At 53.7% G+C, this 19,769-nt stretch carries 15 protein-coding genes; 8 read left to right on the forward strand and 7 right to left on the reverse strand.

Annotated features, from left to right (window positions below; translation table 11 throughout):
* The first annotated feature begins 537 nt into the window (after nucleotides 1-537).
* Both ADH68_RS07035 and ADH68_RS07040 read left to right on the forward strand, forming a co-directional pair.
* Entirely contained in the window at nucleotides 538-1,158 is a 621-nt protein-coding gene (locus ADH68_RS07035; RefSeq protein WP_068961410.1) for an FKBP-type peptidyl-prolyl cis-trans isomerase, read from the forward strand.
* A gap of 24 nt (nucleotides 1,159-1,182) precedes the next feature.
* On the forward strand, nucleotides 1,183-2,076 hold the full coding sequence (locus tag ADH68_RS07040) for an FKBP-type peptidyl-prolyl cis-trans isomerase (RefSeq protein WP_068961409.1): 894 nt from the start codon (nucleotides 1,183-1,185) through the stop codon (nucleotides 2,074-2,076).
* A gap of 132 nt (nucleotides 2,077-2,208) precedes the next feature.
* Here ADH68_RS07040 and ADH68_RS07045 read toward each other — a convergent pair whose 3' ends face one another.
* Genes ADH68_RS07045 through ADH68_RS07060 form a run of 4 tightly spaced genes read right to left on the reverse strand, consistent with a single transcriptional unit; the run spans nucleotide 2,209 to nucleotide 10,669 of the window.
* On the reverse strand, nucleotides 2,209-5,037 hold the full coding sequence (locus ADH68_RS07045) for a M16 family metallopeptidase (protein WP_068961408.1): 2,829 nt from the start codon (nucleotides 5,035-5,037) through the stop codon (nucleotides 2,209-2,211).
* A gap of 40 nt (nucleotides 5,038-5,077) precedes the next feature.
* Nucleotides 5,078-6,538, reverse strand: a complete 1,461-nt coding sequence (locus ADH68_RS07050; RefSeq protein ID WP_068961407.1) for a DUF6850 family outer membrane beta-barrel protein — start codon at nucleotides 6,536-6,538, stop codon at nucleotides 5,078-5,080.
* Nucleotides 6,535-7,860 (reverse strand): DUF4876 domain-containing protein, encoded by a 1,326-nt coding sequence (locus ADH68_RS07055; RefSeq protein ID WP_068961406.1) that lies wholly within the window; start codon nucleotides 7,858-7,860, stop codon nucleotides 6,535-6,537. The genes ADH68_RS07050 and ADH68_RS07055 overlap by 4 nt, the downstream gene beginning before the upstream one ends.
* A gap of 16 nt (nucleotides 7,861-7,876) precedes the next feature.
* Nucleotides 7,877-10,669 (reverse strand): carboxypeptidase-like regulatory domain-containing protein, encoded by a 2,793-nt coding sequence (locus tag ADH68_RS07060; protein ID WP_068961405.1) that lies wholly within the window; start codon nucleotides 10,667-10,669, stop codon nucleotides 7,877-7,879.
* Nucleotides 10,670-10,858: 189 nt separating this feature from the next.
* Between ADH68_RS07060 and ADH68_RS07065 the strand changes: the two genes are divergently transcribed.
* Entirely contained in the window at nucleotides 10,859-12,670 is a 1,812-nt protein-coding gene (locus ADH68_RS07065; RefSeq protein ID WP_068961404.1) for a hypothetical protein, read from the forward strand.
* Between the two features lie 39 nt (nucleotides 12,671-12,709).
* Here ADH68_RS07065 and ribD read toward each other — a convergent pair whose 3' ends face one another.
* The 3 genes from ribD to ADH68_RS07080 form a co-directional block, all read right to left on the reverse strand.
* Nucleotides 12,710-13,729 carry a bifunctional diaminohydroxyphosphoribosylaminopyrimidine deaminase/5-amino-6-(5-phosphoribosylamino)uracil reductase RibD gene (gene ribD, locus ADH68_RS07070; RefSeq protein WP_068961403.1) on the reverse strand — a complete coding sequence of 340 codons (1,020 nt, stop codon included), beginning with the start codon at nucleotides 13,727-13,729 and terminating at the stop codon, nucleotides 12,710-12,712.
* Nucleotides 13,726-14,523: an inositol monophosphatase family protein gene (locus tag ADH68_RS07075; RefSeq protein ID WP_068961402.1), complete on the reverse strand. Its 798-nt coding sequence runs from the start codon at nucleotides 14,521-14,523 to the stop codon at nucleotides 13,726-13,728. Before ADH68_RS07075 ends, ribD begins: the two co-directional genes overlap by 4 nt.
* Before the next feature lie 163 nt (nucleotides 14,524-14,686).
* Nucleotides 14,687-15,160, reverse strand: a complete 474-nt coding sequence (locus ADH68_RS07080) for an Lrp/AsnC family transcriptional regulator (protein ID WP_068961401.1) — start codon at nucleotides 15,158-15,160, stop codon at nucleotides 14,687-14,689.
* A gap of 189 nt (nucleotides 15,161-15,349) precedes the next feature.
* On the opposite strand from ADH68_RS07080, the gene ADH68_RS07085 reads away from it, so the two are divergent.
* From ADH68_RS07085 to ychF, 5 genes are all read left to right on the forward strand, one after another.
* The gene (locus ADH68_RS07085) at nucleotides 15,350-15,883 is read left to right on the forward strand and encodes a GNAT family N-acetyltransferase (RefSeq protein WP_068961400.1); all 534 of its coding nucleotides are present in this window, start codon (nucleotides 15,350-15,352) and stop codon (nucleotides 15,881-15,883) included.
* A 47-nt stretch (nucleotides 15,884-15,930) separates the two neighbouring features.
* On the forward strand, nucleotides 15,931-16,830 hold the full coding sequence (locus ADH68_RS07090) for a metal ABC transporter solute-binding protein, Zn/Mn family (protein ID WP_084274099.1): 900 nt from the start codon (nucleotides 15,931-15,933) through the stop codon (nucleotides 16,828-16,830).
* Entirely contained in the window at nucleotides 16,827-17,510 is a 684-nt protein-coding gene (locus ADH68_RS07095) for a metal ABC transporter ATP-binding protein (RefSeq protein WP_068961399.1), read from the forward strand. Before ADH68_RS07090 ends, ADH68_RS07095 begins: the two co-directional genes overlap by 4 nt.
* 37 nt (nucleotides 17,511-17,547) lie before the next feature.
* The gene (locus ADH68_RS07100; RefSeq protein WP_068962136.1) at nucleotides 17,548-17,958 is read left to right on the forward strand and encodes a GNAT family N-acetyltransferase; all 411 of its coding nucleotides are present in this window, start codon (nucleotides 17,548-17,550) and stop codon (nucleotides 17,956-17,958) included.
* A 641-nt stretch (nucleotides 17,959-18,599) separates the two neighbouring features.
* Entirely contained in the window at nucleotides 18,600-19,703 is a 1,104-nt protein-coding gene (gene ychF / locus ADH68_RS07105) for a redox-regulated ATPase YchF (RefSeq protein ID WP_068961398.1), read from the forward strand.
* Nucleotides 19,704-19,769: the final 66 nt, after the last annotated feature.

Here is a 19,769-nt window from a genome sequence, read left to right on the forward strand (position 1 = left end):
ATTGTCGGCGTAGCCCGGGGATTAGTCGCTGGGCTACGCCGGGCATGACGGATGGTTGTGCCTTAACCTGTGGCTGCGCACCGCTAACGCGGAGCTTACATAGGCTAACGTTGTGAACGCCCCCAGAGTGGCTGTGCGCTGACGCGTTGGGTTGCCATCGCAGCCCCAGCCGGACATCCGCCCACCCATCACCATTCCATATACCCACCCATCACCTTCCCAATTCCATATACACGGATATGGCTCATTGCCTTTAGTGATGGCGTATGTAGATGACTGACGGTGTGCCTGTCGTTTCGATTGAATGCCTTAAGGATTCAATCACATTCTTCCGACAGGGCTCCACGCGCGATTGATTGTCAACCATTTGGACGTTATCAACGTTGTATATTACAGCGCCGGTAGCGGCCGAATTTGACAATTCAAATATTATGGTTAAATTTGTGGGGAATATACCGTTATGATTCTTTATGCAAAAGGAGAATGACGAGCGTATTATTTTCGAAAATATATAACCAAAATAAATAGATTTAAGATATGGACAATTCATTAGACCGTATAAGCTATGCTCTCGGCTTGAGCATGGGCAACAATTTTCAGGCTTCCGGCATTAAGACTATTAATGTTAAGGATTTCGCCGACGGCGTTGCCGCAGTGTTTGAGGGCGCAGCTCCCAAAATGACTTACGACGAGGCCAAGAAGGAGATTAAGGAGTTCTTTGAAAAGATGGAAGCCGAGCAGCGTGCCGCCGCCGAGAAGATGGGCGAGGTTAACGCTGCCGCCGGAAAGACATTCCTCGATGAGAACGGCAAGCGTGTGGAGGTAAAGACTACCGCTTCCGGTCTTCAGTACGAGGTGCTTGAGGAAGGCACCGGCAAGATGCCTGCCGCCACCGACAGTGTTACTGTGCACTATACCGGCAAACTTATCGACGGCACAGTGTTTGACAGCTCGGTAGAGCGTGGCGAGCCCGCCACATTCGGTGTGACACAGGTTATCCCCGGTTGGGTCGAGGCTCTTCAGATGATGAAGGAGGGTGCTAAGTGGCGTCTGTTTATCCCCTCTAATCTTGCTTACGGACCCAACGGTGCCGGAAATGTCATCGGCCCGAATGCCACTCTGATCTTTGATGTGGAACTTATCAAGGTAAACAATTAATCTGATTATAGAAAATATACAATTATGAAGAAACTGATTTTTGCCCTCGGAGCAGCAGCTATGCTTGTGGGCACAGCCACTTCCTGTGGCGGCAACAGCAGCTCGAAACTCTCTCCCGAGGAGCAGGCCCTCAATGACTCTCTGACTACAGCATGGGGATATGTGGCCGGCGGACAGGCCGCACAGATGCTTCAGGCTGCACCAGCCGGAGTAAAGGTCGACAAGGAGGCTTTCCTGCGCGGTGTGCAGACTGCCATTCTCGCCGATACTGCCGACCAAAGCTATCTTCAGGGTCTGAGCATGGGTGTGCGTCTGGCTCAGCAGCGTGCATATGCAATGAAAGAACTTGGCATGAATGTTGACGCAGCCCAGTGGATGGCTGAGTTCAAGAAAGCCCTTCTTGCCGACTCTCTGCCTCAGATGGATGCAATGCAGCAGCAGTTCCAGAACTGTGCACAGCGTGCCGAGCAGACCGCACAGGAACGCAAGAATGCCGAGAAAGAAAATTCTCCCGAATCGCAGGCCAACATCAAGGCCGGCGAGGAGTACATGGCCGGCCTTATGAAGACCGACCCCGCCATCAAGAAGAGCGAGACAGGTCTCTACTATAAGATTGAGAAAGAAGGCGAAGGCGAGGCTATCGGCGACAATACCCCTCTGCTTGTCAATTACACCGGACGTTTTACCGATGGCAAAGAGTTTGACTCAAGCAAGGGCAATCCCGCCCGCTTCATGGCCCGTGGCGTAGTGCCCGGTTTCGGTGAGGGTCTGAAGATGCTCAAAAAGGGTGGAAAGGCGACTCTTTATATCCCCGGTAAGCTCGGTTATGGTGTAAACGGCCAGCCCGCAGCCGGCATCGGTCCCAACCAGATGCTTGTATTTGACGTTGAGATTGTCGACGTAAATCCCCAGAACTAATAGCTGTCGCCCCTCTTTAATGACATTTTCTGTCGTATAAGAGAGAGATTACTTGAACAAATAGCAGATGCCCTGCGAAGTCTCGAATGGCTTCGCAGGGCATCTGCTATTTATAGAAAAGTCCCCGGTATTTCAATTGGCTGACGACTCTGCGGAGGTGGCAGGGGTCATTATTATTTTCATCCGCGACGAGGGGAGTATGCTTTCAGATGCGAACTTGCGTATTGCCTCGGGAGTGAGGGCGCGGAATGCATCGGTATATTCGGCAGGGTAGTCCACCCCGTCACGGTCAAATACTTTAAGTACGGCAAGCCAGTAGGAGTTGTCGGTCTCAGCCTCATTGTTGTCGCGCAGTGCGTTTTCGCGCACTCTTCCGAGTTCTTCGGCGGTGACTCCATCGGTGGCGATTCCGGCGAGTATGTCATCGACGATGCGCGATGTTTCATTCTCTTTACCATCGGGCACCTTCACATATACAGGCAGGAGGAATGTCGGTCCGTCGATTCCGTTCATATCAGGCACTACCGAACAGTGGGAATTGATTGAGTAGGTCCACCCTCTTTTCTCGCGCAATTCGGCGAGCAGACGCGATTTGTATATCTGGCCGAATGCCCGTGCCGCCACAATATTTTCCATCGTATAGGGTAATGCTGCATGGCGGAAGGTATATACAACCGACTGCGGTGTCGACATCTCGGCTGTAAATCGTATTTCCTTGTCGCCCGGAGTATAACGGTAGCCCATCTCACGTGGATATTCCCGGCGTCCGGCGGCTGGCAGCGAGGCCACGTATCGTTCCAGCAGATCGGCGAGAGAGTCGGGGGCGAAATCGCCGGTCACATAGTAGGTGAAGTCGCTGCAATCGGCAAAACGGTCACGATACAGGCCGAGCATAGTGTCGTAGTCGGCTGCTTCGACAGTCGCGGCGATAGTCTTGGCGCCAAGCGGGTGATGGTTGTACACATTGCGGTGTATGGAGTCGCCCATTATCTGTATGGCATTGCGCATCATGTTGCGCAACTGTGCCGAGCGAGTCTTCACCAGAGACTCATAAGCCTTGCGGTCGGGGCGTATGTCGGTCATACGCAGGTACATGAGACGGAATGCGTCGGCAAGCGTGGCAGTTGTCGCCGATGCCTCGACTTTCTCCTCCGTTTCCTTGATTTCTACCGATACTTTCAAATCCTTTCCTGTAAGGCGGCGCTTCAAGTCATTGGCTGAAAAACGCCCGTAAGCCGATATGGGTATTACTTCTTCAAGCATCTTGAGCGAAGGAACGATACTGTCGGTATACTGCATCGACAGTCCGCCCGGGCTGAGAGCCCTGACGAGTACTTGTCCGGGAGTCACCGGTGAGCGCCGCGCCAGCACTGTTATACCGTTGGAGAGAGTATAGCGCACGGCGTCGAATCGTCCCAGCGAGTCAATTCGGGCGATTTCGCCTCGTTGCGGTTCCGACTCGAGAATCGGGCCGTCGACCACACGGTCGACATAAGGAGTCAGAGCCAGGTCGTTGACCGAATGGAATGCCGCGCGCATATCATCCTCGTCAAAATTGTTCTCCTCTTCAGGCATATATGACAGAATCACCACTCCGCGTCCCGACGGATTGACTATCGAGCGCAGTGCGGCAGTGATATCATCGGCTGTAATCTCGGGCATCATTTCTGTCTTGGCGTTCACTCGGCTTTCGACCGATGAAATCACTCCGCCGTCAAGGTAGTGGCGCACGTACTCTCGCGCGTAGTCGGAGTTGCTTTTGCGGGATGCTTTGCGCAGTTCTGCTCCAAGTGTTTCCGACAGCTGAGCTTTGGCATGTTCAAGCTCAGAAGGTAGGAAGCCGAAGTCAAATGCGCGCTTCATCTCCCGGTACCATGCGGTAAGGCTCTCTACCTCGCGTCCGGCCTGACACAGACCGCGAATCATGAGTGAACGGGCCGGACGCGACATCAGATACTTGCGGTCGCCGAGACCCATGTGGTGGAATGCACAGTCGGGCTCCGACTCGAGTTCGTCAAAGCGATTGACAAGCATGTTGAGCATCAGGTCGCTTACAAGAGCGGCTCGTATTTCATCGGATTCCGAGGTATAATCGGGTGTATCGTGACGGAAGTGTAGCTGTACCATGTGTACAGGCTGTTCGTGGTCGGTCTGGCATGACACTATAAGATTGTCGCTTACAGGCACTGTGGGTGCAGTCGTTTTACTGGCGCCTTTTGGGGCCTTTATCTGTGAGAAGAGTGATACGATACGAGCCTCGATTGTGTCGGGATTGATGTCGCCGACAATGATAATCGCCTCGTTGTCCGGACGATGCCATCTTCGGTAGAAATCCCTAAGGGTTTTAGGCTTGAAGTTTTCCACGACTTCCATCTTGCCTATTGGCATACGCTCTCCATAGATTGACCCCGGGTAAAGTGTAGGTAGAGCGTTCTCCAGCATGCGGTTGGCCGACGAGTTGCGGTGACGCCATTCGTTCACTATGACACCGCGCTCGTCGTCGATATCCTTGTCGGACAGGGTGAGCGCGCAGCTCCAGTCGCGCAGTATCAGCAGGCATGAATCCACTGCCGACATGCGGCCTGACGGCACCTTGCAGATGTTGTATACCGTTTCGTCGGTCGATGTATATGCATTGAGATTTTTTCCGAATTTTACACCGAGAGTTTCGAGATATGATATCAGCGAGTTGCCGGGGAAGTGTTCAGTGCCGTTGAAGCACATGTGTTCGAGGAAGTGGGCGAGTCCACGCTCATTCTCGCGTTCGACCACCGAACCCATGTTTCTGGCGAGGAAGAAATCGGCGCACCCTGCCGGCACGGTGTTGTGGCGGATATAATACGTGAGTCCGTTGGGGAGTGTGCCGACACGCACTGCCGTGTCGTTTACAGCCGTGTATGCCGATGCCGACAGGCACGCGGCAATAGCCGTGATTGTCAGTAGAATCTTTCTTATGTTCATAAATTTACAAGACGGTAAATGATTGTTTATTGCGTTTATGTCAGAAGATAAATTGGATGGAGGCGTTTCCGCCATTGGCGGTGGGGCCTTCGGTGTAGTCGCTGTGGCGATAGCCCAGAGATATCCCTATGGCATGGTCGGCACGAAGGCGCCGGCTCAATGACATTGATATGGAGCCGGTACGGAGTGTGCCAAGGTTCAGGCCGTCGGATACAAAGGCGGATGCTTCGATGCGCCAGTACCATCTGTCGGCATTGACAGAGGCTATTGCTGCCGTGATGGCTACATTGTTGGATTCAGTCCTGCGGCTTGCGGCCGGAGAGGCGTAAACTTCCGACCGGTATGTGTATCCCCACTCCGGGGTAATGCTCCATGTCAGTGATTTGCCGGTGAATTCGTAGAACATCGAGGCAGATATCTGCCGCAGGTTGTCGGCATACATCTCAAGCGAGCCTATCTGTGGGTATGTACCCGTTACGGCATCGCCGAATATATTCTCTGAACCATGTCGGCGATATAAATCCCCCTCAGTCTTTATCCCCCATGAGTGGCTTTCTCCGGAGTGACGCCATGCGACATGCAGCCGGGCCTCGTTGTGCCAGGCCGAGGCCATAGGTAGACGGTTAAGGTCTTTGAGGATATGGTCGAACAAGAACCGAGAAAATTCGGCGTCGACACTTAGGCCGGTACGCGAGGCTCTGACCAGCGTCACCCGGGCCAGATAGCGCTCACCGTCGTAATAATTGCAGTAGCCTGTGCCGGCGAAGCGTGCGTAATGGTTGCCGAGACCTGTCAGATGATACACCTTGGCTTCTCCCGTTTCGCTCATGAACATGAGGTCGCAGGTCTGACGGTACTTTCGATATGCTCCCGACAGGCCGATATAGTAGTCGGCCCATGTGCGCAAAGCCACGCCTGCGTCGATGTCGAGTGTTCCGGTGGTATTGCGCGGACGCGGGTCGATATTGCGGTAATACAGACCGGCATCATACGACAGCGATACTCCCCATGCCATATGCCTGTAGCGGTCGGAGTAGCCGCCCGAGAAACTGTATCGCTCGGCACGCATGTCACCTCCCACTTCATCTGCCGTTACGTAAGGGTAGGTGAGGCTGATGTCGGATGTCTCGTTGTATCGTACATCCCGGATTATGCCGTTGGTATAGCCGGCTGTGCCCCACAGCGTGGATGTTCCGCTCTTCAGCTCTGCATCGGCACTGAAAAATCCATATTGCTCTCCGCTTCCGGTCTGTGGATTGACGGCCTCGGATATATATTCACCTTGCCATCCCGCACCTACGGTACCGTAGGTAAACGGAAGTCGGAACTGGCGCATCGCCGGAGAGGCATATGGTGCGCTGACAAACCTTGTGGTCTGTGCGTCGACAGTCAGTTGCCGTTGCAATATTGCCGTTGCGGCAATGCTGTCGGCCGTCTCGTCGGAGGCATATAGGGCGGGAGTGGCTACCAATATTGGCAGGATAAGAAGATAGCGGTTCATCGGTGGTTGGCTTGACGGTAGGCGGCTTCGGCGTCGGGAGTGACGGGTGTTATCCCGTCGAATGTAAGAGTAGTGCAGGGAGTGCCGTTGGCATCGGCCGCAGTAGCCTGAAGCTCGATTTCAGAAGCAATGCAGTCGGGATTGAAGTCAGCCGACGAGTCATTGGTATCTTTCAGCACAGGTGTGCCGTTGTCGTTTATGTACAATACTTTGCGGCGCACCGAGTGGAAATAGCGTGTCTTGTCCTTGTCGATAGTGCCGCAATGCGTCCAGCCCGTGTCTATTGAGGCATCCACCACGTTCCATGCGTATCTTGATGCCACAGAGCAGCATACTGCGTCGACAACCCATTCGTTGGGCATACGGAATGCCGATGTCTCCATCGGAAACACCCCCGCCTCGGTTATGATGTCGTAATTGTAGGTATACAGATAGTCGCGCAGATATGTGTCGCGGTCGACAGGTATGCGCGATATTCCGTAGGCCCGGAAGCCGCGGTTGTGCAGCACAAAGAAGGATAATGTATAGCAATACCATTTATCGAGATTGGGTACTGTCGGAGAGTCGATGTCAAGATTGTTGGGCTTGGTCGATACATCGTACCACTCGAAATCAGCCTCCGAGAGGTCAAACGAGTTGGGATTTATAGTGCGGTGGTCGATGCCTGTGTCGGCGAGCAGGAAATATTCGCCCGGGAGAACCGGATGGTCGGTGCCCGAGCCGGGCACCGTGTAAAGGGCCTGTACGGTGACAGCTTCAGGAAGAATGTCGGGAGTATAGTTGTATTTGTCGACAGTGGTAAATTTAGACTCCCATAGGGTTATTCCGTCGGCATACAACACGTGGTCGGTGTTGTTGTACAGCTTCACATAGTCGTCGCCGTAATACTGGTTGCCCGAGCTTTGCAGAGTCCCGGAGAAGAATACCTCGGCGATTACCAGATCGTCGGCGATGCGGTTGTTGTAGGCCTGCATCACGATATTTACGGGCGTGGACGAAGCCGGAAGGACCACCGAGCGTCGGGCTGCCTTCAGTTGAGTCACCGTGCCGGATGGAAGTCTCACCTCGGCCGAGTAGTCGATATCGTAGAGACCCGGCATTACCGAGATATCGTCGCCTTCGAGCCATTGTGATGTTAGTCCCGACGATACGTTACGGAACGAGAGATTGCCGCGCGTCACATCAGCATCGGAATCGAGGTCGGAGGGGCGCTCAATCTGTATGTTAACGCGGGCCACGTCAACCGCGCCCGACAGGGAGTCATCGCCGCATCCGCACAGTAGCGCCAACAGCGGCAGTAAAGCAAGTAATATATGTTTCATATCGGTCAATTATGTTTCATATAGTGAAGTTAAGCTCCATGCCGAAATACGGGTCGGAGGAGCGTCGTACCAGTATACCGTTGGAATAGTATGACGGCAGGTGGTCGAAAAGCCTGTTGACAAACATTGATACATTGAGGTAGCGTCCGATACTTTTGGTGGCCTTGAGGTTGACATAGACTGCCAGTGGTACACGGAATGTGCGGTATGTATCTTCGTTGTAATGCTTTATGAGGAACTGTCGTGCAGGGTCTGACGCATCGGCGGAGGTGTATGGATGCAACAGACCGTCAGCCGCCGACAGATAGCTGACGGGAGTGCCGTTCTGGCGCAGACGTGTCGATTTGGTCCACCACATGCATTGTATTGAGGTGGTGAATATGAGTCCGCGCTTTGGAATCTGGGTGTCGAGCATGAAGTTGGTGTTGAACTGTTCGTTGACACGTCCGTCGCGATAGTCGTACAGGCCGATATACATGTCGCTTACGGGAGTCTGGCCTACGACATCGGTGACTGTTGCATACAGCATCTGCGAGTTGGAATAGGTAGAGCGAAACCATGCTCCGGTGACGGTTAGCGCCGTAGCGATTGCCGGTATGCGCATAGTGTTAAGCTGGAACTCGATACCCTCCTTGTCGATACGGGTACCGTTGGTGGCGCGTCGGAATCCGTCGAGCACTGTCACATCCTCATACGGGAGTGACTCAAGTGCCGGTGGGGCTTCGAGCTGCGCCGGATTAATGGCCGAGGCATCGTATTTGCGGTAGGAGTATGGCGCGTAGTATGACGAATAACGGAATCCGTCGTTCATCTTTTCCCGGAAATATGTCACCGACATACGGTTCCCCTCGAGTTCGGCTCCGAGGCGTATTTCCCATTTATGATTGCGTGCGGAGCGCAGCGAGTAGTTGGTGGCATCGTCGATATATGTGCGCAGACTCACACGGCTGTGTTCGCGCGGATTGGCAACATCGTAATAGTTGAGTTGCACGAAATCGTTGTATGCCGCCTGAGGAAACAGGTAATCTACTGTCGGCATCTTGGTAGTGAGCCCCCATCCTCCGGCGGCGAGGAGCCTCAGCTTGCGGTCGCCTATCCGTATGGCAGGGAAATTCCATACGATGTTGGCGCGCGGGTCTATGTATACCTTTCCGTTCAGTGAGTAGCGTCGGTCAAGACCTACAAGGCTTATTGTTCGTGCGCCGGCCTGAATCTCTACCGAGTTTCCTCCGACAGGTACTGTAGCCTGTTCCTCTATGAATGACGATACTACCTGTAGGGCAGGTATGTCACGATAAGCTCTCGGACGCGATGTCCAGGATGCCGACAACGGACGTGTGAGGTCGTATACCTGGCCGTGTCCGTAATTTTTTGAGAAAGTATATTCGACGCCGAGTTTCCAGTCGTTGGATATGCTGCCGAGAGGAAGCGAGCCGTTTGCGCGTGATTTGATAAATATATTTACTGGCCGGCCGTCGCTAAGATAGTCGGCGATATATTCGCCGAGCAGATAGCTGCCGTCGTTCACTCCTTCGGCCATGGATGTAGGCGCTACCGACGCACGTTGTGGGGCCACCTGCTTGCGACGTGTCAGTCTGTCGTTTTGGTAGCTTCCCGAGGCATTAATGAGAATCCCTTTCAGCAGTGAGCCGTGAGTGAATCTCATCGAGAAATCGGATGTGACCGATGTGCGCCGATACTCCGAACGGTACTCGTCGACTTTCCGGTATGAGAGGTCGGGGTCAGACTTGGCATTGTCGAAAGAGCCGGTGAAGTCACCTCCGAAAGAGAATGACGTGACTGTAGCCGGACGTATCCAGCGCATACTCAGTCGGGCCGAGGCTGTCAGGCGACGGTAGTTCTCAAGCGAATTACGTGGGTCGCTCTTGGAGTCAAGCCACCCGAGATCGGCATTTATCACATGTTCGTGGCCACGTATGCCGAACCCCTTGCCGACATAGAATAATTTGCTGTATTCGTCGGCCTTGAAGCGGGCATAGAGCGGAGTCGAGCGGCGGATACGTTTGATATTGACCAGGCCGGAGGTTAGATTGCCGTATTCAGCCGAGGGAATGCCGCGCACAATCTCGACTGATTCGATATTGTCGGTAGAGATTGTGCGCATGTCGACTCCGCGGTTGGTGGTGTTGCGGGTATAGTCGGGTGAGGTGGCGTCGGATGTGGTGCCTACTGTCTGTAGGTTAGCGTCGCCGTTGACCGGTGTGCCGTCAATCATAAACAGTGTGCCGAGCGATGTCACGGCATAATCAGGATTGGTCACGTCGGCACCTGTCGCCCCCTTGACTCCCGTCTCCCGGAGGGCTATCGAATTGACTGAACTCATATCGGGGTCTTTCGACATGCCACCCGGAAGCAATTCGAGAAGATCGGTAAAACTTGTCGGCTGAAGATGAGCCATAGCGTCGCGCCCGATACGCGATGAGCTTGTGATGCCTGTCGACTCCGAGGCTGTGACGGTGACTTCGCCGAGCGCAATGCCCGAACGCTTAGGGTGCAATGTGATTGACATGTCGCCGCTCAGGGTAATCCGGCGCGTCAGAGGGGTATATCCTATATATGATATTTTCAGAGTATAAGTGCCCTTTGGCAGAGACAGGGAGAAGTGTCCGTCAATGTCGGTAGCCGATATGTGGTTGCCCGGATTTACCGATATGGATGCTCCTGTGAGAGGCTCGTTGTCGGCGGAATCGCGGACATTGCCGGATAGAGTGAAACTGTCGGCTGAAAATACGTGTACAGGTGTCGAAAATGCGATAATGAAAAGTATTATGCTGAGGAATAGCTTCATATACAGGGCATATATTCTTTGTGAATGCAAAGTTACGGACCCTGCCGAGCGTGAGAAATACCTAAATTTTAGTATTTAGACGGTATATTCAGACATTTTTTTGCCTAAAATATGGTATTTTTTGTGAATAAACGTGCCGTTAACTTTGCATGCGGAAAATCAACCAATCATATTTAACTTAATTTCAATATGAAGAAATTTACTCTTCTTGCATCAATGGCGGCAGTGTGTGCCCTGGGTGCTTATGCCGCCGATGGCGATTCGCAGTGGATCAACTATCTTGACGGCCCGACTTCGAGCGGCGTGTGTCCGCTTGTCATAGAGTATGACGACAACAGTGTATACTGGCTTTCGACTGCCGGCACTGCTGACGGCAATCTGCAGATTACCTACAATGGCGAGAGTCTGTTTGAAGGCTCAAAGTCGACAACTACCTCGGCCAATCAGAATGTTTGTCTTGTAAAACTCGACAAATCAGGGAACAAGCTCTATACTCTTTACAGTAACAGCGGGGAGACATGGACAAACCAGAACGGAGTCGTGGCAACTGCCGACGGAGGTGCCATAGTTGCTCTGCGTATGCGCCATGCGCAGGGATATGAGTCGGAGCCTATCAATTTTGTCGATGGCAAAGGGGACAGCCACACCATTGACTGGCAGTGTGGCGAGAGCCGCTATAATGCGCTGATAGTGCTTAAGGTCGATAATGAAGGAGCGATACAGTGGTCGCGTCTGATTGATGTAGAGCATCCTGTAGTCAACAACAAGGAGGTGACAGTATCGGTCGATCTGCTTGCTGTGGAAGGTGATGATTACGGCAATGTGTATCTTGGAGGACGCTATGTAATGCCTATGCATTTCCCCAACGCCGACGGCACGGAGACTGTGCTCACCCCCGACAATATGGATAATTTCGACGGCGACTTCACACAGTATGACAACGGCGATCTATTCCTTGTGAAACTCGACAGCAACGGATACTTTGCGGGCAATGCCGCCAACAAGGGCATTGTGAAGAAGGGTTCGATTCAGTCAATGGTGTGGGCCGACGGCGCTCTGTATGTGCATGCTTATATGAAGGGTGTCGAGGGCGAGAACTGCGAGTTTGGCGGAGTGACTCTGTCACCCCTTGCCAATGTGTTCAATATCGTGCTCGGCAAGTTTGACTCCGACCTCAATGCCGACTGGGTGTCAATCTACAACGGCGAGCGCGACGCCACATACAATGCCAATGTAATCCAGAACAGCTCAATCTCCAAGGCCGGCAATAATATATGGCTCGGAGGCATGGGCAACGGCAAGTTCTACGATCCGTCGACAGGAGTGGCCGTTGAGTCGAAAAACAAGATGCGCGAGGGGTATATCTTCAAGGCATCGGCTACCGACGGCCGTCTCGTGGCCGCACAGGCAACAAGCGCATATAACGCCAAGACTGGAATCATCGGCTACTTCGGTGCGATACAGAATCCCGCCGGCACCGGCGACGTGTGGGCTTACGGCTACAACTGGGGTGTGAATCCCGCGCCTATCTTCATGCATGCGATGGACGCTAATACGCTCGCTTACGACGAGAGTGCTTCGTTTGACCTTATCACAGGCACAACAATCACAATGTACAATATCGCCTACGACCCCAAGGAGGGTGTAGTATACTATACGGGCCGCACAAAAGGCACTCCGGCACCAAAGGGTCTGGAAGCCGGTGAGAAAGCAGTAAACTGGAAGGGCTTTATCGGCAAGGCCATACTGCCCGAGAGTCTGAAGCAATCGTCGTCGACATCCGCCATATCCGGCATAGCAGCAGCCGATGGCATAGAGGTAATGGGCGGAGTCGGATGCATAAATGTCGTAAACAACGGCGGTAGCGACACTACCGTGATTGTGTATGATATTGTGGGCCGTCAGGTCGCAGCCGAGCGCGTGGGCGCAGAATCATCGGCAAGCATAACGCTCCCACGAGGCATCTATCTGGCCGTAGGCAAGAAACTGATGGTCAAATAGACAATCTCTTACAACTGAATCTATTTTGGAATTTTCGGTTTAGCGGATTGAGGCCCACCAAGGCACACGTCCGTATAAATCGATACGGTTAGTCCCGACTTCAAAGCTATCGGCTGGAACAAGGCCGATAGCAGGAGCCGGGACTCCTGTATTCAGACGTACCGGCGATGTCTCCACGCGCACGAAATCATATAGGCCTGCGTCGATAAACGATTGCAGTATGGCTGCGCCACCCTCTACGAGCACCGAGGTTATGCCTTTTTCCCGCAAGATGGCCAGCATATCCGCAGGGGTGGATACACCGAGGGTTATCAGTCTGTCGGTATCGAGGCATGTCGACACTGGATTGATGCGTCCCCGTCGGTCGGCCACTACGGGAGTGGCGTCGCGTCCTGGCCATGCGCGTGTGGTCAGCGACGGATTATCAGCTATGACAGTACCGCTCCCTACGAGTATGGCGTCGTGGAGCGAGCGCAGACGATGTACGAGCATTGTCGACAGTGCAGTCGAGAAGCGGGCCGGAGCTCCGCCGGGACAGCGTTCGCGGTCGATGAAGCCGTCGGCGCTCTGTGCCCATTTCAATGTCACCCACGGACGGCCGAGGCTGTGGGCTGTCATGAATACCGGGTTCAAGGCCCTGCACTCTTCCTCAAGAATGCCTACGGTCACTTTACGACCGACTTCGCGTAGCATGGCCACTCCGCGTCCGGCCACCCATGGTGCCGGATCAAGTGTGCCGACTACCACACGCGGTATGCCGCAGTCGATTATGAGTTTCGAGCATGGAGGCGTGCGTCCGTAGTGGGAGCATGGTTCGAGGGTCACGTAGATTGTGGCCTCGCGCAGCATGTCGCGGTCGGCTACCGAGGCCACGGCATTGACCTCGGCATGTCCTTCGCCACACCGTCTGTGCCATCCCTCGCCGATAATCCTCCCGTCGGGTAGAGCAATCACGGCTCCTACCATAGGATTGGGCGATGTGGTGCCGAGTCCGTGGCGGGCGAGCTGTATGGCACGGCGCATCATCAGCTTGTCCATATTGAGGGAGGGTGTGTTCATTGTGCGGGGCGGGTAGAGATAAGCGGCAGGAGCATGTCGTGTATAGCCGGCGATGCGGCCACAAGGCTTATGTTGCGGTCGGTGCGGAACTCCGTGCAACTGCCTCCCGCCTCGTTTACGATAAGCATTGCGGCGCTCACGTCCCAGCGGTGGAGGTTGAGTTCCCAATAGCCGTCGAGAAATCCGGCTGCCACATAACACATGTCCATGGCCGCCGACCCGAGTCGCCGCAACCCGCGCACTCGGGGCATTATGCGCGACACATTGTCGAGATTGTTGTCAGGCGTCTCGCCCTTGTCTACCGGAAATCCTGTCGACACCACAGCGTGGTCAAGCGAACTCTTTTCGGCGCAATGTATGGGGTTGCCGTTGAGAAATGCTCCGGCGCCCTCCACGGCGTGGAACATCTCGTCGAGATATGCGTCGTAGACCACTCCCACCACCGGGCGTCCCTCATACTCCACGCCGATTGACACACTGAATATCGGCAGACCCTGTGAGAAGTTGGTGGTGCCGTCGAGCGGGTCGATTACCCAGCGGAATCCCGGGGCCTGCACAGTCTCACCCGATTCCTCCGAGAGTATGGAATGGTCGGGATATTTCCGGCGTATGCTGTCGATGATAAGTCGTTCGGCGGCCTTGTCGGCGGCTGTCACTATGTCGGCATCGTTGAGTTTGGCGGTGATGTCGAGTTCATTTCCGCGGAAGTAGCGCATATGTACCGCTCCTGCCTGGCGTGCCAGCGACATGGCGTCGAGCAATATACCGTCGAGATGAGGTCTGAGGTCTTGCATAATTCCTTTTTTAGACTATAATATTTGATATCAAGTTGGTGCCTTTATTTATGCAGACGGTGCGCACTACCGGGTATCGGACGTACGCACCGTCTACTTTATATATAATAAGGTATGGGGAGAGGTGAATGTTCGCTAATGACGTGGGGAGAAACGGAGGGTATCAGTCCTTGTTGCGCTGATGTATCGGAAGCTGACGCTTGAATACCTCCTTGAATGATATCAGTGACTCTGTGCGGGCCAGGCCGAGCGCCTGCAGCTCTTCGTGGATGAGGTGGAGCAGGTGGTCGTTGTTGCGAGCATATAGTTTGATAAACATGTCGTACTGTCCGGTGGTGAAGTGTACTTCCACTACTTCGGGTATTTCGCGGAGACGCTCTACAACTTCATCAAACTTCGACGGGTCCTTGAGGAAGAAGCCGATGTAGGCGCATGTGTCGTAGCCTACCGAAGCTGCGTCGATAAGGCATTCAGAGCCTTTGAGCACACCCATTGCGGTGAGCTTCTGTATACGCTGATGGATAGCAGCGCCTGAAACACCACACTCGCGTGCTATCTCAAGGTAAGGCTTACGACCGTTTGACGACAGTGTATGAAGAATTTTGTAATCCAGAGAATCCAATTGAGCTCTTGCCATAAACTTATATTTTAATGTACTTGTTTAAAGTTTGTAATGAATTGTTGAGATATGAAAAAAGATAAAGTGAAACACTCTTCCTTTTTCAAAAAGCAAAATTACGCATAAATAATGAAACTTTCATAAAGTTCCGCTAAATTTGTAAAACAATCGTAAAAAGCTACCTTTGGCAAAGTCCGGATTACGCATATGAAACCTGAATTTATTAAAATTACCTCTCATGAGAGTATGCCTATCTCCATTCTGTCGCTTTATCTGCTGGCCTTCCCTGCTGATGAGAGGCGTCCGTGTCACCATCTTTTTTCACTTATCGACGGTGGCGAGCCTGCTTTCGATTTCCGTGTGATATATGCCGGGGGGCGTATAGCCGGTTTCGTTACGACATGGGACTCTGGCGAATTTCTTTATATCGAGCATTTCGCCACTCTCGACCATATGCGCGGCAACGGCATCGGCGGGGCGGTAATAGAGCGGCTGAGGGAGGAATCCGACAAGCCTCTTCTGCTTGAAGTCGAACTCCCCGACTCGGGGCCTATGGCCGTGCGACGTATCGACTTTTACCGCCGACACGGTCTTGAGCCGCGCTACTCGTTTGAGTATATGCAGCCACCTTATGCCTCGGGACTCAATCCTCTGCCTATGGTGCTGATGACTTCTGGTGACATTGATCTTGACAGCGCACGCGAATTTCTTTATTCGCGGGTATACAAGGCAAGAGGGTGACGGCAGGTTGTCGCAGATTTATTAAATTTGCAAAAAATCAAGAATACATGGCCAAGATTCACTACCGTAAGACTGCCGGCATGCTCCTTGTGTCAGCGCTTCTGATTCCTGCGGCACTGTTGTCCGGATGTATCGGACATCAGGAGCAGAAACCCGCGGTGACGGTCAGCATACAGCCGCAGAAATATATACTCGAGCAGATAGTCGGCGACAAGTGGGACGTAAAGTGTCTGCTCGGGAGCGGTGCCAATCCGGAGAGCTACGACCCCAGTATGACCCATCTGCTTAATCTGGAGATGTCGAAAGCATACATGCGTGTTGGCAACATACCGTTTGAGAGCGCTATCATCAACAAGATTCACAACAACAATCCCGGACTGCGACTTTACGATACCTCGGAGGGGGTGGCGCTCATCACGGGTACACATGCCCGCGAGGGAGCGGGAGAGGAGGTGGCTGCCGAAGTTGATCCGCATACATGGACGTCGGTGCGCAATGTCAAGAAGATGGCATCCAACATGTATGAGGCTATGGTCGACATAGACCCGTCCAACAAGGGATACTATGCCCGCCGGTTCAAGACATTTATTCAGTCGCTCGATTCGCTCGACATGGCGCTAGACTCAATACTGCGCCCGTGCCGCGGAGCGTCGTTTGTCGTGTGGCATCCATCGCTCAGCTATTTCGCCCGCGACTACGGTCTCCACCAGATAGCTCTCAGCCCCGAAGGTAAGGAGATGTCGGTTGAGGATATAAGCCGCGCTGTGGAAACGGCACGAAGTGACAGCGCCCGTGTGATGTTCTTCCAGAAGGATGCCGACTCGCGACAGGCCCAGACCGTCAATGACCAGATTGGCGCACGGGTAGTGGAAATCAATCCTCTTGACTACGACTGGAAGGGGGAAATGCTGAATATAGCCAATGCCATGGCATCTGACTCACAATGAACAGTACGATAATCGAGATGCAGGGCGTCTCGCTGCGCTACGACCGCCGGGTGGTGTTGAACGACATCGACTTTAGCGTCAGGCGGGGCGATTTTATGGCTATAACGGGGCCTAACGGCGGGGGAAAGACTTCGCTTCTGCGCATGATGCTCAAGCTACTGCCACCGACAGCAGGGAGTGTCGTCTACCGCGACACCGACGGACACGAGGTGACGCGTCTGCCTATAGGCTATCTGCCTCAGAAGAATATGGTCGACTCGCGGTTCCCCATTACGGTGCGCGAGGTGATAGCCTCGGGGCTGCTCGGGGTGAATACCGACAAGGCATCCCGCATGCGCCGCGTTGACGATACCATTGCGCTTATGGGCCTCTGTGAGCGTGCCGATGCGGCCATCGGTGAACTGTCGGGCGGACAGCTTCAGCGCACGCTGCTCGGGCGGGCCATGATATCAGCTCCCGAGCTGCTTGTACTTGATGAGCCGCTGAGTTATATCGACAAACGGTTTGAGCATCAGCTCTATGATATAATCGGACAGTTGGCCGGTGATACTACCATTGTGCTTGTGAGCCACGAGATGTCGGCAATCGCAGGCATGGCCAACAGGCATATAATTGTCGACCATTCGATACATGAATGCTCGGCCCATCATCATTACGTGGCCTCTGAGTGCGACGAATAGTTAGAGAGCAGTGCGCCATGACAGATACAGTATGGATATGAACAGTAATATAGAGTATAAGGAGATTAAGACTTTTGGCCGCGATGAACTGGAGCGGCTGTTCCTGTCGGTCGAATGGTCGTCGGGACGCTATCCCGAACGTCTGGTGCAGGCCATGCAGCGGTATGAGACAGTGCTGTCGGCCTGGGACGGCGAGCGCCTCGTAGGTATGTTGTGTGCGATGGACGACGGGGTGATGACGGCATATATACATTATCTGCTTGTCGACCCTGAGTGCCAGCATTGTGGCATCGGGCGGCGCCTCGTGGAAATAGCCAAGGAGCGATATGCCGATTACCTTAAGATTGTGCTTATAGCCTATACGCATGGCACAGGATTTTACGAGAACTGCGGTTTCCATGCAGCCCACGATTCGGTAGCCATGTATCTGACCGAGATGGGCGACTAGTCGCCGGGCTACGCCAGGCATTCCGTGGAAGGGGGCCAACCCCACTCTGCGAACCGCTAAGGCGGCTCTTGGGTGGGGCTAACGTTGTAGACGCCCCCAGAGGGGCTATGCGCTGACGCGTGGAGTTGCATATGTAAACCAAAAATAGAGGGATGGCAATACAATCGCAGTGTTCATCCACGGATGGCACGTGATGTTGAGGTGGCGAGGATGATGGAGGGAGATTGGTATGTGTTCATCCCTGGATGGCGCGTGATGTTGAGACGGTGGATTGGCGGATGCCCGGATGGCTCTGCGATGGCAACCCAACGCGTTAGCGCATAGCCCCTCTGGGGGCGTTCACAACGTTAGCCTATGGTAAGAGCCGCCATAGCGGTTCGCAACCATAGGTGAGAGGTGACAATTTGGTTTTTGCCCGGCGACAAATGGGATGGTGTTTGTTGTTAAGTAACATCGGCATACGACGATTGTGAGCGATTTCGCGGAGTGGGGGATTTTTACTAACTTTGCCATGGAAATATCACTTTGCTTTTGAGGAGATTGCCGGCATATTAACCATTGCTGACACCCCCGCGAAGCTATGTGGATGCCCCGTGTTTTTGAATCATACAAGCAACTTACATAATTAAAACAGAACTATCATGGCATTGCAATGCGGCATAGTCGGTCTGCCCAACGTGGGCAAATCGACCCTTTTCAACTGTCTGTCAAACGCTAAGGCTCAGTCGGCCAACTTTCCATTCTGTACCATTGAGCCGAATGTGGGCGTAATCACCGTGCCCGACGACCGCCTGACCAAACTCGTGGAGATGTGTCAGCCCAAGAGCGTGGTGCCCGCCACGGTCGAGATTGTCGATATTGCCGGTCTGGTAAAGGGTGCTTCCAAGGGCGAGGGCCTGGGCAACAAGTTCCTGGCCAACATCCGCGAGACCGATGCCATCATACATGTGCTCCGCTGCTTCGACGACGACAATATCACCCATGTCGACGGCTCGGTTGATCCCGTGCGCGACAAGGAGATTATCGATTACGAACTTCAGCTCAAGGACCTCGAGACCGTAGAGAGCCGTATCGCCAAGACCCAGAAACAGGCGCAGACCGGAGGCGACAAGGTGGCCAAGATGCAACTTGATGTGCTCCTCCGCTACAAGGAGGCGCTCGACCAGGGTCTGCCTGCACGCTCGGTGAGCTTTGACGGACAGGATGAGCAGAAATTTGCCCGCGAACTGTTCCTGCTCACCAACAAGCCTGTGCTCTATGTATGTAATGTCGACGACGGCTCTGCAGCCACCGGCAACGCCTATGTGGAGGCCGTACGTGAGGCCGTGAAGGGGGAGAACGCCCAGATACTGATTGTGGCCGCCCAGACCGAGGCCGATATCGCGGAACTCGACACTTGGGAAGAGCGTCAGGAATTTCTTGCCGAAATCGGACTTGAAGAGTCGGGTGTTAGCCGACTGATACGCTCGGCCTACGCGCTGCTCGACCTTCAGACCTACTTTACCGCAGGTCCCGACGAGGTTCGCGCCTGGACATTCATGCGCGGCTCCAAGGCTCCAAAGTGTGCCGGTATCATCCATACTGACTTCGAGAAGGGATTTATCCGTGCCGAGGTAATCAAGTATGACGACTATGTGGCCCTCGGAGGCGAGACCGGCGTGCGCGAGGCCGGCAAGCTCGGTATCGAGGGTAAGGAATATGTGGTGCAGGATGGCGATATAATGCATTTCCGCTTCAATGTGTAAGAAGTGCATGCCTGACCCGTGCCATCTCGGGGCGAAGGATCACTTGAGCATGTGAACAAAATGTGT

Origin of the sequence: Muribaculum intestinale (assembly GCF_002201515.1) — a bacterium.
GTDB lineage: Bacteria > Bacteroidota > Bacteroidia > Bacteroidales > Muribaculaceae > Muribaculum > Muribaculum intestinale.